Here is a 15,329-nt window from a genome sequence, read left to right on the forward strand (position 1 = left end):
ACAACGTCAAGCGAGTATGCTTGGTTAAGTTACGAACAGTAAGTTACGGTTGGTAAAGTTAATATGTCAAGCACCGAAGAAAATTCATCGTCTTCCCCGGCGCCCCGTCGACGCCTGGCCCGCGCGGATCGCCAACGGCAATTGTTGGATGTCGCCTGGCGGCTGGTGCGCGAGGAGGGCAGCGAAGCATTGACGCTGGCCCGGCTCGCGGACCAGGCCGGCGTGACCAAGCCCATCGTTTACGACCATTTCGTCACGCGTTCGGGACTTTTGGCGGCGCTTTATCAGGATTTCGACGCCCGCCAGACAGCGCTGATGGATGCGGCGCTCGAGGCGAGCGAGCCGATTCTGGAAAGCCGTTCGAAGGTGATTGCAGATGCTTTCGTCGAGTGCGTGCTGCTTCAGGGTAGGGAAATTCCCGGCGTCAGCGCAGCCCTGAGCAGCTCACCGGAGCTGGAACTCATCAAGCGGGAATACGAAGGAATCTTCCTGGACAAATGCCGGTCGGTGCTCGAACCGTTCGCCGGGAACGGGCGACTTTCCCAGGCGAGCCTGCGGGCGATGCTGGGGGCGGCGGAGGCGTTGTCCGATGCGGCGGCCAATGGTGAAATCAGTGCAGAGGAGGCCAAGGAAGAGCTGTTCATCAGCATCGTGGCGATGGTCAACCGGGCCGCTGGCATCGCCTCCAACTGACCGGGCGATTCGCGAGCAGGCTCGCTCCCACAGGGGGTGGCACGATCTCGGAGCAGGTTTGCGTGGCGAGGGAGCTTGCTCCCGCTGGCCTGCGAAGCGGGCCCCAGCAACCTTTCAGGCAGACTGTATCCGCCGGTTTGCGACTGCTGCGCAGCCGAGCGGGAGCAAGCTCCCTCGCCACGGGTTCTGAGTTGGTCAGGCTGACGCTTTCGCGAGCAGGCTCGCTCCCACAGTGGACCTTTGTGAACCCTGTCCCCTGTGGGAGCGAGCTTGCTCCGGGCGGCGATCCGACGATGACGGCGGCACATCCAACATCTCTTCCGCTGATTCACTCTCCATCAAGAAAAAACGAACCCCAAGCCCCTTTTCCGGTTCTTAACTGATGTCCCTTGATGAAAGGACAGCAGGCGGGGCTGCGGTCTTGCCCACCACACACTGCGATCAGAGGAGGCGACATGCCCAACTCCTTCCCTTCGCCCTGGTGGAAGAACGCCGTGATCTACCAGGTTTACCCTCGCTCCTTTGCCGATGCCAACGGCGACGGCATCGGCGATCTTCCCGGTTTGACAGCGCGCCTGGACCATCTACAACGCCTTGGCATCGATGCGTTGTGGCTCTCGCCAGTGTTTCGCTCGCCCATGTGCGACGCGGGCTACGATATCTGCGACTACACCGATGTGGATCCGCTGTTCGGCAACCTTGCGGACCTGGATGCATTGATCGCCAAGGCCCACGAACGCGGCTTGAAAGTGCTGCTCGACTTCGTGCCCAACCACACCTCCGACCAGCATCCCTGGTTCATCGAGTCGCGCTCCAGCCGCGACAACCCCAAGCGCGACTGGTACATCTGGCGTGACCAGCCGAACAACTGGCGAGCCTCGATTGACGGCGGCAGCGCCTGGACCTGGGACGAAACCAGCCAGCAGTACTACCTGCACTTCTTCCTGCCCGAGCAACCGGATCTGAACTGGCACAACCCGCACGTCGTCGCGGCTATGCATCAAGTGCTGCACTTCTGGCTGGAGCGTGGCGTGGACGGGTTTCGCGTCGACGTGGTGCATTGCGTCGGCAAGGACCAGAGCTTTGCCGATGACCCGCGCTGCATGGCCGGTGAAACCATGGTCAAGATCAACGATCAGCCCTACAGCCACGAAGTGCTGCGCGGGCTGCGGCGCCTGGTGGACAGCTACCCCGGCGAGCGGGTGCTGATCGGCGAGGTGAACATCCGCTCCACGGCGCAGGTGGCGGCTTACTACGGCGCCAGTGACGAACTGCACATGTCCTTCAACTTCCCGCCGCTGGACGCGCCCTGGGATCCGGTGGTGTTTCGCATGTGCATCCGTGAGGTGGAAAACGACCTCGGCCCCTTGCAGGCCTGGCCCACTTGGGTGCTGTCCAACCATGACAACAGCCGTCATCGCAGTCGCTACGGTGGCTCATTGCGCCGGACACGGGCCGCGGCGGTGATGCTGCTGACGCTGCGCGGCACGCCTTTCATCTATCAGGGCGAGGAGCTGGGCCTGGAGGATACGCACGTGACCGCCCAGACCCGCGTCGACCCCGGCGGACGGGACGGCAGCCGCGCGCCGTTGCCGTGGACCGAACAAGCGCCTCACGGCTGGTCGGGACAGGTGCCATGGCTGCCTTTCGCACCCGATGCGGGGTTGCTGTCGGTGCAAGCGCAGGAGCGTGCCGATGATTCGGTGTTGGCGCTCTACCGACGTTTGCTGGCCTGCCGGCGCAACAGCCCGGCCCTGCGCCTGGGCGGCTGGGAAGAGCTGCCATCGCACCCGCAGGTGTTGGCGTATCGACGTCGTTGCGACGGCGATGAGCGCCTGGTCTGCGTCAACTTTGCCGACCATGAGCACACGTTTCCCCTGGCCGGCCCCTGGCGCGTGGAGATCGCCAGTGACAGGGCCGATGAAGGCCGGCCATTCAGCGGCCGACTGGCCGCCGAGCAAGCCGTGATCCTGTGTCGATGAGGAATGACTGATGAAAGCCAACTGGCACCGAAACACCTTGATCTACCAGATCGACCCTTCCTTGTTCTTGGACAGCAACGGCGACGGTCGGGGCGACTTGAAGGGCGTCATCCAGCAACTCGACTACTTGCAAGCGTTGGGCGTCGGTGCGCTCTGGCTGATGCCGTTGTACCGGTCTCCCTTCAAGGACGCCGGTTATGACGTCAGCGATTTCATGGCCTTGGATCCGCGTTTTGGCAGCGAGGAAGACCTGCGCCAGTTGATCGTCCAGGCTGGGGAGCGCGGCATGCGCGTCATTCTCGAACTGGTGGTGCAACACACCAGCGACCAGCACCCGTGGTTCCTTCGGGCGCGACGGGACAAGGACAGTGTCTACCGGGATTACTACCTGTGGTCCGACACGCCGGTTGACGACGGCAACCAGCCGATCTTTCCCTCGGTGGAAGACAGTATCTGGCAGTGGGATGAGCAGGCAGGCCAATACTATCGGCATCTGTTCTATCGCCACGAACCGGACCTGAACCTGGCAAACCCGCGGGTCGTCGAGGAGATCGAGCGGATCATGGATCACTGGCTCGAACTGGGGATCGCCGGTTTTCGTCTCGATGCCGCTTCGCACCTGGTTGAGCAGGCCGGTGGCGGCGATGAAGAGCAAGGCGTCTGGGTGCTGGACCGATTCTATAAATGCATGACCCGCATCAACCCTGAGGGTGTGCTGTTGGGCGAGGTGGATGTCGAGCCGGAGCGCTACAGCCATTATTTCGGCACGGGCGAGCGCTTGGGCCTGGTGCTGGATTTCTGGGTGAACAACCACCTGTTCCTGGCCTTGGCCCGCGGCGAAGCCGAACCCCTGCAACGGGCCATCACCCGGCGGCCGGCACCGCCCGACGGCGCGAACTACGCGGTGTGGCTGCGCAACCACGATGAGCTCGACCTGGAACGCCTGAGCGAGCAGGAGCGCGAAGAAGTGATGCAGGCGTTCGCCCCGGAGCCGGACATGCGCTTGTATGGCCGAGGTATCCGCCGACGCTTGGCGCCGATGCTCGACGGCGATGTCCGGCGCCAGGCGTTGGCCCAGGCATTGTTGCTGTCGCTGCCCGGCACGCCGATCGTGCGCTATGGAGAGGAAATCGGCATGGGCGACGACCTGTCCCGCCCCGAGCGCCTGTCGGTGCGCACGCCCATGCAATGGAATGACCAGGCCAACGCCGGATTTTCCTCGGCCCAACGTTTGGCCGCACCGGTGATCGATGAAGGGCCGTTTGCCTATGCGCATTTGAACGTTGCAGGCCAACTGAAGGACTCCGAATCACTACTGAACCGGGCACGTCGTTTGTTGCTGACCCGCGCGGACCTGAACGAAGTCGGTGACGGCAAGGCGCAACTGCTGACGGTCGATCATCCCGCGGTGTTCGCCATCGCCCATGCCTGCGAGGCCACCTCGGTCATGCTGGCGAACCTCGGCAAGGAAACGGTCACCGTGCGATTGCGGGAAATGGACCTGGAGGGTTTCGAAGAAATGTTATCCGACAGTCCGTACCCGGCCACGACGCAATCGGGTCTGACGTTGCACGGGTACGGTTATCGGTGGTTCCGCCGCGTCGACTCAAAACAATAGCAGCACGACCGCCAGCAACCCGCCGACGGCGAACAACAGGGCCGACACTTGCGTCGAACTCAGGGCCAGGGCGGAGTCCCGCGCGCGACCGCTGAACCGCCCACGGGTACGATGCAAGGACTCCTGCGATTCGAACAGGTTATCCGGACGCTGAGGGTCGTCGTCCTCGTTGGTCAGCTGTCCTGAATAGGCGCTACGGGCCATCAAGCGATCGAGCAGCCCCGGCATCAGGCAAGTGCCGACGATGGCCTTGAGCGAGGCCGCGCCCAGCCACAATTCCCTGGGTGTGCGCTTGACCACGCTGAATACCGCCCGGGCGGCCACGTCCGGGTCATGAATCGGCGGCACGGGTTGCACGCGCTTGCCCAACTTGTTGCGCGCCCAATCGAACTGAGGCGTATTGATAGCGGGCAATTGCACCATGCAGACCTTGATGTCGCTGTGCTCGTGAAGCAGTTCGCAGCGCAAGGAATCGGTGAAACCTCGCACCGCGAACTTGGCCCCGCAATACGCCGCCTGCAGCGGAATGGCGCGATAGGCCAGTGCCGACCCCACCTGGATGATCACCCCGCGGTTGCGCCGGCCCATGATGTCCAGCGCCGCGAGCGTGCCGTGGACAGTGCCCAGGTAAGTCACCTCGGTTACCCGACGGATCTCCTCGGCGCTCAGTTGGCGGATCGGCGAAAACACCGTGACCATCGCGCAATTGACCCACACGCTGACCGGCCCCAATTCCCGCTCCATTCGCTGTGCCGCTTCAAACACCGCTTCGGCGTCGGCGACATCAACGCTGATCGCCACGCATGTTGCGCCCAGTTGCTTGAGTTCTTCTTCCGTGGCCGCCAAGGCTTGTTCGCCCCGGGCCAGCAGCCCGACCCGATAGCCTGAGACAGCGAATCGGTGTGCGGTCGCACGCCCGACGCCGGCGGTGGAACCACAGATCACCACCACAGGTGGGTTTCGCTCATCCATTGTGCTTGCTCCGCAGCTCCTACCAAGGGTCAGTGGGGTTGCGCGACGCCGCGCAGCAGGTTTGCGCTGACCTTGTCGGCGTTGCAACTGGCGACGTTGGCCAGCGAGACCATGCCCACCAGGCGCTTGTCACGGTTCACCACCGGCAGGCGGCGTTTTTCGATCTGGGCCATGTTCTTGGCGACGTGGTCGATTTCCTCGTCATCGAAGCAATAGCGCACCTCATCGCTCATGATCCGGCTGACCGGGGTGTCCATGTTCATGCCTTCGGCCATGGCCCGGATCACCAGGTCGCGGTCGGTCACCATGCCGGCCATGCGGTCGTTCTGATTGATCACCAGCGCGCCGATATCGGCCTGGCGCATGATCTGCGCGACTTCGCGCAGAGGGGTATCAGGCGAGATCGTGCGGACTTCCCGACTCATGATTTCATTGATTTTCATCGTTGAATCTCCTTCGTTTCGGGTTGGACAGCAAGCCACTGTCCGGCTGTCGCGGGTCACTTGTGCGGCCACCGGACTGGCTCCTCACTTATTGTGAAAATCGGGGCTGACGATGGTTCAGGATTTTTGCCGGCGGGTTTGAAGGGGTGCACTTTTATGAAGCCGCAGGTGGGTTGCCGCACCATCGCAAGGCAGATGGTGATGTTAGCGAAACGGTAGCCGGCGCCGGTCAGCTTGAGGTGGCAGGGCGGGCGTGTTCGCGGGCAGGCCCGCTCCCACAGGGGATTAGCGGTGGCTATGCGGCGGCAGATCGGCTGCGGATGAGGATTGGCACGCTCGCTGCAAGACGTTGTCCAGGCCCACCGCGAACACAATCGAGTGGGCAGCCCCGTCGGTCAACGAAGATCGAGTGCCAGCAGGCCGGGGATATTACGGTAGGTCAGGGCGCAGTCGCCGGATCGATACCGCACAGAACAGGCAAAGACGCCTGGAACCGCAAGGTTTCAGGCGTCTTTTTTTTGCTTCCAAAAAACCGTGATGGGCTTTTGTCGGGTGCTTTTATGAATTCCAACGTTGCTTCCCTGAACAAGCTGCAAACGCTGATCGTGATCGGCAATGGCATGGTCGGCCATCACTGCGTCGAGCAACTGATCGAGCGCGGTGCCCTCAATCATTACCGCGTGCATGTGTTCAGCGAAGAGCCGATGCGTGCCTACGACCGTGTGCATTTGTCCGAGTATTTCTCGGGCCGCGATGCGGAGTCGCTGGCCCTGGGCGAAGCCTCGTTGTACCAGACGCCCGGCGTCACGCTGCACTTGGGCGTGCCGGTGCTGGAAATCGATCGCCAGGCGCGCCAGGTTGTCACCGCCACCGAGCGCCTCGGCTACGACAAGCTGGTGCTCGCCACCGGTTCGTACCCCTTCGTGCCGCCGATCCAGGGCGCCGAAGGTGACTCATGCCTGGTCTACCGCACCCTTGAAGACCTCGACGCCATCCGCGCCGCCGCGAACGATGCCCGGCGTGGCGTGGTCGTCGGTGGTGGCCTGCTGGGCCTGGAAGCGGCCAATGCCCTCAAGACCCTTGGCCTGGAAGCTCACGTGGTGGAATTCGCCCCACGGCTGATGCCGGTGCAACTGGACGAGCAGGGCGGCCTGGCCCTCAAGGCGCGCATCGAAAAACTCGGTGTCGGCGTGCACCTGTCCAAGGGCACCCAATCCATCAGCGCCGGTGAGCAATACCGTTACCGGATGAACTTCGCCACCGACGACTTCCTGGAAACCGACCTGATCGTGTTTTCCGCCGGTATCCGCGCCCAGGATGCCCTGGCTCGCCAGTGCGACCTGCAGATCGGCCCGCGCGGCGGCGTGGTGATTGACGACCATTGCCAGAGCAGCGACCCGGACATCTACGCCATTGGCGAATGCGCGGCCTGGAACGGCAGCATCTTCGGCCTGGTCGCGCCGGGCTACCAGATGGCCCGCAATGTCGCGGCGCGCCTGTGCGGCGAGGCTGGCGAGGCGTTCACCGGCGCAGACATGTCCACCAAGCTCAAGCTGTTGGGCGTGGACGTCGGTTCCATCGGCGACGCCCATGGCAACACGCCGGGTGCGCGCAGCTTCCAATTCATCGACGAAACCAGCGCCAGCTACCGGCGCCTGGTAGTGGACGCCGACGGCAAGCGCGTGATCGGCGCGGTGCTAGTGGGCGACAACAGCTATTACGACACCCTGCTGCAATACATGCAGAACGGCATCGCCTTGCCCAAGGACGCCGCCAGCCTGATCCTGCCATCGTCCGAGGGCGCACCGACACTGGGCCCGGCCGCACTGCCCGAAGCGGCGACCATCTGCTCGTGCCACAACGTCACCAAGGGCTCGATCTGCGCGGCCATCGACGGCGGCTGCAGTGATCTAGGCCAGCTCAAGTGCGACACCAAGGCCGGTACCGGTTGCGGCGGCTGCGCGGCCCTGGTCAAGCAGGTATTCGAGCACGAGCTGATCGCCCGTGGCGTCAGCGTCGACAAGAGCCTGTGCGAACACTTCGCCTATACCCGCCAGGAGCTCTACGCACTGGTGCGGGTGGAAGGGATCATCAGTTTCGAAGAGCTGCTGGCCAAACACGGTCGCGGCCATACCGGTTGCGACCTGTGCAAGCCGGCGGTGGGTTCGATCCTGGCGTCGTGCTGGAACCAGCCGATCATGGACCCGCACCTGGTGCCGTTGCAGGACACCAACGACACCTTCATGGCGAACATGCAGAAGAACGGTACCTACTCGGTGGTACCGCGCATTGCCGGTGGGGAAATCACCGCCGACAAACTGATCGCCATCGGCGTCGTCGCGAAGAAATACGACCTCTACACCAAGATCACCGGCGGCCAGCGCATCGATCTGTTCGGCGCGCAGTTGCACCAGTTGCCGGACATCTGGGCCGAGCTGATCGAAGCCGGTTTCGAGACCGGCCACGCCTACGGCAAATCGACGCGTACGGTGAAGTCCTGCGTCGGCAGCACCTGGTGCCGCTACGGCGTGCAGGACAGCGTGCAGATGGCCCTGACCATCGAGGACCGCTACAAGGGCCTGCGCTCGCCGCACAAGCTCAAGTTCGCGGTGTCCGGTTGCACCCGTGAATGCGCCGAGGCGCAGAGCAAGGACGTGGGTGTGATCGCCACGGAGAAGGGCTGGAACCTCTACGTGGCCGGCAACGGCGGCATGCGTCCACGCCACGCCGAGCTGTTCGCCACCGACTTGGATGACGCCACGCTGATCCGCTACATCGACCGGTTCCTGATGTTCTACATCCGCACCGCGGACAAGTTGCAACGCACCTCGGTCTGGCGCGAGAGCCTGGAAGGCGGTCTGGACTACCTCAAGGACGTGATCATCCACGACAGCCTGGGCCTGGGCGCCGAGCTCGAAGCACAGATGCAACTGGTGGTCGACCGCTACGAGTGCGAATGGGCCAACGCCTTGAAGGATCCGGAAAAACTCAAGCGCTTCCGGACCTTCGTCAACGACAAGCGCGGCGATCCGGACGTCCACTTCGTCCGCGAACGCGGCCAGCGCCGGCCGGTGCATGCCGGCGAACTTCACCTGATTCCCGTCACCGAGGAGGTGCTCTGATGAGCCAGTCAAACGTCGTTCGTATCGCTCAAGAACCCGTCCAATGGCGCACCCTGTGCAGCCGCGAGGACCTGGTGCCCAATTCCGGCGTGGTTGCCTGGCATGACGGCCGCCAAGTGGCGCTGCTCTACCTGCCGGAGCATACAGACAAGCCGCTGTACGCCGTCGACAACCGCGACCCCAAGTCCGGCGCGAACGTCATCGGTCGTGGTCTGCTGGGCAGCATCAAGGGCGAACTGGTGATCGCCTCGCCGATGTACAAACAGCATTTCCGCCTGGAAGACGGCCATTGCCTGGAATATCCCGAACAGCGCCTGCGGGTCTGGCCGGTGCGGTTGAACGGGGATCTGGTGGAGATTGGCGCGGACTGACTCACTCCAGTGGATGAGTTGAAAAATGCATGAATACCTGTGGGAGCGAGCTTGCTCGCGATAGCGGTACGTCAATCACTATGGATGTGGCTGACCCGACGCTATCGCGAGCAAGCTCGCTCCCACACAGTAATTCGTTGACTGTCAGGCCTGGGTTCAAACATGCCTTTCGCTGAATGTGGGGATGGAAAATGAAAACCGCCGCTCAACTGGTAAAGCTCAAGAGTGTGCAGAACCGGCAGGTCCACAGCATCGCGCCGGACCAGACCGTGCTCGAAGCGCTGCAGATCATGGCCGATAGAAACGTCGGCGCGTTGCCGGTGATCGAGAACGGCCAGGTCATCGGCGTGTTCAGCGAGCGGGACTACGCGCGCAAGATGGTGCTCAAGGGGCGTTCGTCAGTGGGCACCACGGTACGCACCATCATGAGCGCGCCGGTCGTCACCGCCAGCAGCCAGCAGAGCATCGAACGCTGCATGGAAGTCATGACCGAGAGCCACCTGCGCCATCTGCCGGTGCTGGATGACGGCCAGTTGATCGGCCTGCTGTCCATCGGCGACCTGGTGAAGGAAGCGCTGGTCGAACAGGCGGACCTGATCCGCCAGCTGGAGCATTACATCCGCGGCCACTGAACCCACCCGTTGCAGGGAGGCACAGCTCTTGTGGCGAGGGAGCTTGCTCCCGCTCGGCCGGGCTGGCGCTCCAGTGCGCAGCGTCCGTAAGATTTTTGGGGCCGCTACGCAGCCCAGCGGGAGCAAGCTCCCTCGCCACGCTACGCTGACGGCTCGATGCGCTGGTCAGCCGTCCCTCGATGCTGGCGCAACAATTCGATCTGCTCGGCGGGAATCAATGTACGCAGCGATTTGTACAGGGCTCGGGTTTCCAGCAGATTCCAGACCCGCAGCATGGTTTCCAGGGCGTCGAGGGGCTTGCTGATGAAATCCCGGGCGCCTAATGCCAGGGCCCGCAGGCGAGTGTCGCGGGTGGCGTCGGCGGTCAGTACCAGGATCGGCAGATAGTCATTGGCCGGGATGCGCCGGTTGAGCTGCTCCAGCACGGCAAACCCGTCGAAGGCCGGCATGTGCAGGTCGAGGATGACCAGGTCGGGCTCGAAACTGTTGAACAGGTCGAGAGTGCGCAACGGCTCGGTGCTGCTCAGCACGTTGTGCAGCCCTTCACGGGCCAACAGTTGTTCCATCAGCTGAAGGTTGGGGCGCTGATCGTCGATAATCAGGATGCGCAGATCGCGATTCATGCGGACTCCGGTAAATAACGTTCAAGGTGGCCGAGGAAGGCCTGGATATGAATGGGCTTGGTCAGGATCGCCGTGGCGCCTGCCTCGCGCAGGGCGCGGTGAGTGAGGTCGCTGGCATCCGCGGTGATCATCAGCACCGGCGTGGACGCAGTTGCCGCCGACTGGCGCAACCGACGCAGGACTTCCAGCCCCTCCAGGTCCGGCAATGTCACGTCGAGCAGGATCAGCTGCGGCGCGTGCTGGCGCGCCAGGTCCAGGCCCAACTGGCCTTGCATGCTCGATAGCAGCTGGATGCCCGGGCGACGCTGCATCAGGGTTTCGATCAAGGCGAGGCTCGACAGGTTGTCTTCGATGCACAGGACCTTGCCGTCGAACTCGGTGCGCGGGCGGGTGATTTCCAACGCCGCCAATGGCGGCAACTGGGCGCCTGATACCTGGGCAGCGGGCAAGCGCAAGGTGAAGCAGCAGCCTTGTCCCGGTTCGCTAAGTACCTGAAGGCTACCCTGCATCATCTCCAGCAGGCTTTTGCTCAGGGACAGTCCCAGGCCTGTGCCTTCGACCTGCGGGTCGGCGCCCAGGCGTTCGAACGGCTTGAACAACTGGTCCAACTGTTCGGGGGCGATGCCGTGCCCGGTGTCGCTGACGGCAATGCCCACCTGTTGGTCCTCGACACTCACTTCGATACGCACCTCGCCGCCGGGCCGGTTGTACTTGATCGCGTTAGAGAGGAGGTTGAGCAACACCTGCACCAGGCGTTGGCGATCGGCAAGCACGCCACTGCCTTCGGGCAGCGCGGGCAGGGCGGCCAGATGAATTCCCGAATCCGCGGCCATCGGCGACACCAGCGTCAAGGCTTCGTGCAGCACGGTCGGCAGGGCGATTGGCTCGATGTTCAGGGGCAGCCGGCCGGCTTCGATCCGGGCGATGTCGAGCACTTCGTTGATCAACGCGAGCAAATGCTGGCCGGCGCGCAGGATGTGGCTGACCTGCGGGCGCTGGCCGGCGACCGAGTCCATGTCCAGCAATTGCGCGAAGCCGAGGATGGCGTTCAGCGGCGTGCGCAACTCATGACTCATGCGCGAAAGAAATTCGCTCTTGGCCCGGCTCGCGCTTTCCGCTTCCTCACGGGCGGTACGCAGGGCGATTTCAGCGGTGCGCCGGTCGGTGATGTCGCGGGTGATCTTGGAAAAACCACGCAGCGCGCCGGTGCTGTCGTATTGAGTGGTGATGACCACGCTGGCCCAGAAGCGACTGCCGTCCTTGCGGCAACGCCAGCCTTCTTCCATGTAATGGCCGTCGCGGGTGGCCTCGCGCAGGGCCATTTCGGGGTGGGCCGGGCACTCTTCGGCCAGATAGAAAAGCGAGAAATGCCGGCCGAGTACCTCCTGTTCGGTATAGCCCTTGATCCGCTCGGCCCCGGCATTCCAGGTGATCACATGGCCCTTGGCGTCGAGGGCAAAAATGCCGTAGTCCTTGACGCCATCGATGATCAGCCGCAGGCGTTCCTCGTTATCGCGCAGGGCGCGCTCGCGTTCGGCGAGCAACTGCCCGGCTTCCACCAGGCGAGTGCCCAACTGGCCGATTTCGTCCTTCTCCGGCGGTTGCGGCAACAATGGCTGGCCCAGCGCCAGGCGTTGGGCGTTGCCTTGCACCTGCTGGACCCGGGCGACAATGCCCTTGGACAGGAACAGCACCGCGACAATGGCCCCGAACAGCCCGCACACCGCCGCCAGCAACGTCGCGAACAGCAGCCGCATGCGCGTGGCCGACGCGGCGGCGCTGCGGTCGGCGAGCAGGGCATCCTCGCGGATGCGCATGGCGCTGATCTGCTCGCGCAGCACGTCGAGCACCTGTTTGTTTTCGATCAGGATCGCGGTGATGGCCGCGGTGTCGTCGGCCCTGCCGGTGCGCAACGCCTGCAACCCGGCAAGCTTTTCGGTAATCAGCGGGGTAATGGTCTTGAGGTGCTCGCGCATCCTCGCGTCACGGATATTGTGATCCAGGCGTTGCAATGCAGCCTGGATCCTCGGGGTGGCCTGTTCGTAGCCGGGCAGGAAATCTTCCCGCCGGGTCAGCAGGTAACCGCGCACGCTGGCCGCGGCCTCGGCCAGCAACGTGTGCACGGCCTGGATGTCGCCCTGGACCAGCAGCACCCGGCGCACATCCTCTTCGGCACGGGCCGTCTGGCGTTCGGTGATGTAGATCAGTACCAGCGACAGCAGCAGGACCACCAACGGCAGCGAGATCACCACCAACGCCTTGCCCCGTAACGGCAAGTCGGCCCATCTCCGGGCGGCCAGAAACCTCATGGCCATTGTCCGCTGGGCTGCGCCACCAGCCCCAGGGCTACGCCGCGCACCGCCGCCTGGGTCCGGTCGGCGGCGCCGAGCTTGCCGATGACCCGCTCCACATGCGCTTTGGCCGTGCCGGGGGCGATGCCGAGCTTTTCACCGATCTCACGATTACTGAACCCACCGGCCACCAGCCCGAGTACCTGGCGTTCGCGCGCGGTCAGGGCCTGGACGGGCGGCGCACCGTTGGCGCCGCGTTCGGCCATGCGGCGCAACAGGCGGGCGCTGACCGAACTGTTCAGTGCCTCTTCTCCCTGGGCGACCCGCCTGAGGGCCTGGAGCATTTCCTCGCGGCTGGCATCCTTGAGCAGATAGCCGACGGCGCCCGCACCGATGGCCGCTTCGAGGTGGTCGGGGCTGTCGTCCATGGTGAAGATCATCACTTTGATCTGCGGCTGGCGTTGTTGCAGGATGCGCGCCGCGCCGAGGCCGTTGAGCACGGGCATGCGGATGTCGAGGATGGCAATATCCGGCTGTAGCCGTTCGCACAGGTCGAGCGCTTCCTGGCCGTCGCAGGCCTGGCCGATGACTTCGAACCCTTCGGTACCGGCGAGCATGGAAATGAACCCGGTGCGGGTCACTTCGTGATCATCGGCCAACAGCAGGCGCAAGGGACGATTCATGGCTGTACTCCGTGGGCTGGCAACGGCACGCTGGCCAGCAATCGAGTGCCGCGGTCGGGTGCGCTACGACAGTTCAGCTGGCCACCCAGCAGGCTCGCGCGCTCCTGCATCGCGGCGAGGCCGAGGTGGCGGGTGCCATTGGTCTCGATGGGTTGTTCCAAGGCGAAGCCGCAGCCATCATCCTCGACCCGCAGCCAAGCCTGGCCGTCTCGCACCGCCAGCCCGAGGGAAACCTGATTGGCCTGGGCGTGCTTGAGAATGTTGTTGATGCCTTCCTGGGCGATGCGAAACAGCGCAATCTCGGTATTACCCGGCAGGCGCGCGATGCTGTGCTCGACCCAATCGACCCGGAGCCCGGCGTCACGCAGACGATCGGCCTCCTTGTCGACGGCTTTGTACAAGCCGAAATCGTCGAGCACATGCGGACGCAGGCCGCCGATCAGTTGCCGACCTTCGCCGACGCAGCCCTGGGCCAGTTCGAGAATGCCCCGCAGTTCATCGGCCAGCGCCGCCGGCAAAGGCGGGCAGCGACCGGCGAAGCCCTGGAGGCGTTGATGCAAGCCGGCGAGGTTCTGCGCGAGGCCATCGTGCAGGTCATAGGCGACGCGCTTGCGCTCGTCCTCCTGGGCGCTGAACAACCGATGGACCAGCTCGGACATGGTCCGCTCGCGGGCCTGGAGCGTTTGCAGCAGGCGGCTGTTCTCCAGGTGCGCCGCCAACAGCGTGGCCAGCAATTGCAGCGATTCGATGTCTTCATTGTCAGGGGCGCCCAAGGGCACGCTGTTGCCCAATAGCAGCGCGCCGAACGCAACGCCGTTGGACCCGCGCAGAGGGATCCGCAGGATCTGCGGCAACGGCGTGCCGGGGCGATCCATCCACTGCGAAGCAGGCGAGGGCGGTTGGGCCAGCTCGGCGAGCAGCTCGAGGCGTTCGCCGCTGCCGTGGCTGGCGACGGTTTGCAACTGGCTGTCAGCGTTCCATTCCAGCAACAGACCGTGATCCATGGCGACGAACGCGCACGCACGTTCCACCGCGCGTTGGCGCATCTGCGCCAACGGCAGGCGGGTCAGTTCGTGCCCGGTGCCCAACAACAGGCCCAGGCGCGCCGCCCGGCTTTGCGACTGGCGGTACTGGGTGCGGATCGCCAAGGCGCTGCCAGGGTCATGGGGTGGGCTTTGCATGGGGAACTCCAGCGTGGAAGGGGAAACCGGCGCGGTTGGTGATGGTTTCATTAAACCCTGTGATCGACACCCGGCCTATCTGCCGAATGGCATAGGCGATCGGCACCGGTTGGCCGATGGCGACGCTTGCGAAGGCCGGCACAGTGGGCTCATTGAAACCCAAAGGAACGCTACGATGAAAATGAAAACCTGTGCCATTGCCGCTTTTCTCCTGCTGGGCGCACCCCTTGCCCAAGCGCTTGAGACCACGCCGTTTGTCTACAGCACCGTGGCCGAGCAGCCGCAGAACGCCAACGACCGTGAAATCGCCGGGCTGTTCGACCGCTGGAACGCTGCGTTGAAGACCGGCAGCGCCGTCGCGGTCACCAGCCTGTACGCCCCGGATGCGATTCTGCAACCGACCGTCTCCAACAAGGTGCGCAGTACCCCGGCGCAGATCCAGGACTATTTCGTGCACTTCCTGGCGGCCAAGCCGGTCGGGGTGATCAACTACCGGGAAATCCGTCACCTGGGGCCTGACGCGGCGATGGACAGCGGAGTCTATACCTTTACGCTGACCCAGACCGACGGTTCCAAGCGGGAAGTGCAGGCGCGCTATACCTTCCTTTACGAGCGACTCGACGGCCAGTGGAAAATCATCAACCATCACTCGTCGGCCATGCCGGAAGTACCGAAGACCCTGCAGGCCAGCCACTGACGGCAGGCAATATACGGCGCG

The 15,329-nt window shown here is 63.9% G+C and carries 13 protein-coding genes; 7 read left to right on the top strand and 6 right to left on the bottom strand.

Annotated elements, in window-relative coordinates; all coding sequences use genetic code 11:
* Window positions 1-63: 63 nt before the first annotated feature.
* From J3P94_RS13670 to J3P94_RS13680, 3 genes are all read left to right on the top strand, one after another.
* Entirely contained in the window at window positions 64-693 is a 630-nt protein-coding gene (locus tag J3P94_RS13670; RefSeq protein WP_434568340.1) for a TetR/AcrR family transcriptional regulator, read from the top strand.
* A 455-nt stretch (window positions 694-1,148) separates the two neighbouring features.
* A complete protein-coding gene (locus tag J3P94_RS13675) occupies window positions 1,149-2,675 on the top strand; it encodes an alpha-amylase family glycosyl hydrolase (protein WP_434568341.1) in 1,527 nt (508 codons plus the stop codon).
* A gap of 10 nt (window positions 2,676-2,685) precedes the next feature.
* A complete protein-coding gene (locus J3P94_RS13680) occupies window positions 2,686-4,293 on the top strand; it encodes an alpha-amylase family protein (RefSeq protein ID WP_434568342.1) in 1,608 nt (535 codons plus the stop codon).
* Here J3P94_RS13680 and J3P94_RS13685 read toward each other — a convergent pair.
* On the bottom strand, window positions 4,282-5,265 hold the full coding sequence (locus tag J3P94_RS13685; RefSeq protein ID WP_434568343.1) for an SDR family oxidoreductase: 984 nt from the start codon (window positions 5,263-5,265) through the stop codon (window positions 4,282-4,284). The genes J3P94_RS13680 and J3P94_RS13685 overlap by 12 nt on opposite strands.
* Before the next feature lie 29 nt (window positions 5,266-5,294).
* Window positions 5,295-5,708, bottom strand: a complete 414-nt coding sequence (locus J3P94_RS13690; protein ID WP_434568344.1) for a CBS domain-containing protein — start codon at window positions 5,706-5,708, stop codon at window positions 5,295-5,297.
* Between the two features lie 560 nt (window positions 5,709-6,268).
* Here J3P94_RS13690 and nirB point away from each other — a divergent pair.
* The 3 genes from nirB (at window position 6,269) to J3P94_RS13705 (ending at window position 9,833) form a co-directional block, all read left to right on the top strand.
* Complete coding sequence (gene nirB, locus J3P94_RS13695) at window positions 6,269-8,830, top strand: nitrite reductase large subunit NirB (protein ID WP_434568345.1); 2,562 nt, start codon at window positions 6,269-6,271, stop codon at window positions 8,828-8,830.
* On the top strand, window positions 8,830-9,201 hold the full coding sequence (gene nirD, locus J3P94_RS13700; RefSeq protein WP_434568346.1) for a nitrite reductase small subunit NirD: 372 nt from the start codon (window positions 8,830-8,832) through the stop codon (window positions 9,199-9,201). Before nirB ends, nirD begins: the two co-directional genes overlap by 1 nt.
* Window positions 9,202-9,392: 191 nt before the next feature.
* Window positions 9,393-9,833 carry a CBS domain-containing protein gene (locus tag J3P94_RS13705; RefSeq protein WP_434568347.1) on the top strand — a complete coding sequence of 147 codons (441 nt, stop codon included), beginning with the start codon at window positions 9,393-9,395 and terminating at the stop codon, window positions 9,831-9,833.
* Window positions 9,834-9,973: 140 nt separating this feature from the next.
* Here J3P94_RS13705 and J3P94_RS13710 read toward each other — a convergent pair whose 3' ends face one another.
* Genes J3P94_RS13710 through J3P94_RS13725 form a run of 4 tightly spaced genes read right to left on the bottom strand, consistent with a single transcriptional unit; the run spans window position 9,974 to window position 14,611 of the window.
* The gene (locus tag J3P94_RS13710) at window positions 9,974-10,456 is read right to left on the bottom strand and encodes a response regulator (RefSeq protein ID WP_434568348.1); all 483 of its coding nucleotides are present in this window, start codon (window positions 10,454-10,456) and stop codon (window positions 9,974-9,976) included.
* Window positions 10,453-12,765: an ATP-binding protein gene (locus J3P94_RS13715; RefSeq protein WP_434568349.1), complete on the bottom strand. Its 2,313-nt coding sequence runs from the start codon at window positions 12,763-12,765 to the stop codon at window positions 10,453-10,455. Before J3P94_RS13715 ends, J3P94_RS13710 begins: the two co-directional genes overlap by 4 nt.
* Window positions 12,762-13,430: a response regulator gene (locus J3P94_RS13720; RefSeq protein WP_434568350.1), complete on the bottom strand. Its 669-nt coding sequence runs from the start codon at window positions 13,428-13,430 to the stop codon at window positions 12,762-12,764. The genes J3P94_RS13715 and J3P94_RS13720 overlap by 4 nt, the downstream gene beginning before the upstream one ends.
* Window positions 13,427-14,611: a sensor histidine kinase gene (locus J3P94_RS13725; RefSeq protein WP_434568351.1), complete on the bottom strand. Its 1,185-nt coding sequence runs from the start codon at window positions 14,609-14,611 to the stop codon at window positions 13,427-13,429. Before J3P94_RS13725 ends, J3P94_RS13720 begins: the two co-directional genes overlap by 4 nt.
* 175 nt (window positions 14,612-14,786) lie before the next feature.
* On the opposite strand from J3P94_RS13725, the gene J3P94_RS13730 reads away from it, so the two are divergent.
* On the top strand, window positions 14,787-15,308 hold the full coding sequence (locus tag J3P94_RS13730) for an SgcJ/EcaC family oxidoreductase (protein WP_434568352.1): 522 nt from the start codon (window positions 14,787-14,789) through the stop codon (window positions 15,306-15,308).
* Window positions 15,309-15,329: the final 21 nt, after the last annotated feature.

Source organism: Pseudomonas sp. Z3-8 (assembly GCF_051131975.1).
GTDB lineage: Bacteria > Pseudomonadota > Gammaproteobacteria > Pseudomonadales > Pseudomonadaceae > Aquipseudomonas.

Excerpts from the sequence above, each read along its gene's own strand:
- J3P94_RS13680 (WP_434568342.1), top strand. The coding sequence starts at position 2,686 with ATGAAAGCCAACTGGCACCGAAACACCTTGATCTACCAGATCGACCCT.
- J3P94_RS13730 (WP_434568352.1), top strand. The coding sequence starts at position 14,787 with ATGAAAATGAAAACCTGTGCCATTGCCGCTTTTCTCCTGCTGGGCGCA.
- J3P94_RS13690 (WP_434568344.1), bottom strand. The coding sequence starts at position 5,708 with ATGAAAATCAATGAAATCATGAGTCGGGAAGTCCGCACGATCTCGCCT.
- nirB (WP_434568345.1), top strand. The coding sequence starts at position 6,269 with ATGAATTCCAACGTTGCTTCCCTGAACAAGCTGCAAACGCTGATCGTG.
- nirD (WP_434568346.1), top strand. The coding sequence starts at position 8,830 with ATGAGCCAGTCAAACGTCGTTCGTATCGCTCAAGAACCCGTCCAATGG.
- J3P94_RS13710 (WP_434568348.1), bottom strand. The coding sequence starts at position 10,456 with ATGAATCGCGATCTGCGCATCCTGATTATCGACGATCAGCGCCCCAAC.
- J3P94_RS13705 (WP_434568347.1), top strand. The coding sequence starts at position 9,393 with ATGAAAACCGCCGCTCAACTGGTAAAGCTCAAGAGTGTGCAGAACCGG.
- J3P94_RS13675 (WP_434568341.1), top strand. The coding sequence starts at position 1,149 with ATGCCCAACTCCTTCCCTTCGCCCTGGTGGAAGAACGCCGTGATCTAC.
- J3P94_RS13715 (WP_434568349.1), bottom strand. The coding sequence starts at position 12,765 with ATGAGGTTTCTGGCCGCCCGGAGATGGGCCGACTTGCCGTTACGGGGC.
- J3P94_RS13670 (WP_434568340.1), top strand. The coding sequence starts at position 64 with ATGTCAAGCACCGAAGAAAATTCATCGTCTTCCCCGGCGCCCCGTCGA.
- J3P94_RS13720 (WP_434568350.1), bottom strand. The coding sequence starts at position 13,430 with ATGAATCGTCCCTTGCGCCTGCTGTTGGCCGATGATCACGAAGTGACC.
- J3P94_RS13725 (WP_434568351.1), bottom strand. The coding sequence starts at position 14,611 with ATGCAAAGCCCACCCCATGACCCTGGCAGCGCCTTGGCGATCCGCACC.
- J3P94_RS13685 (WP_434568343.1), bottom strand. The coding sequence starts at position 5,265 with ATGGATGAGCGAAACCCACCTGTGGTGGTGATCTGTGGTTCCACCGCC.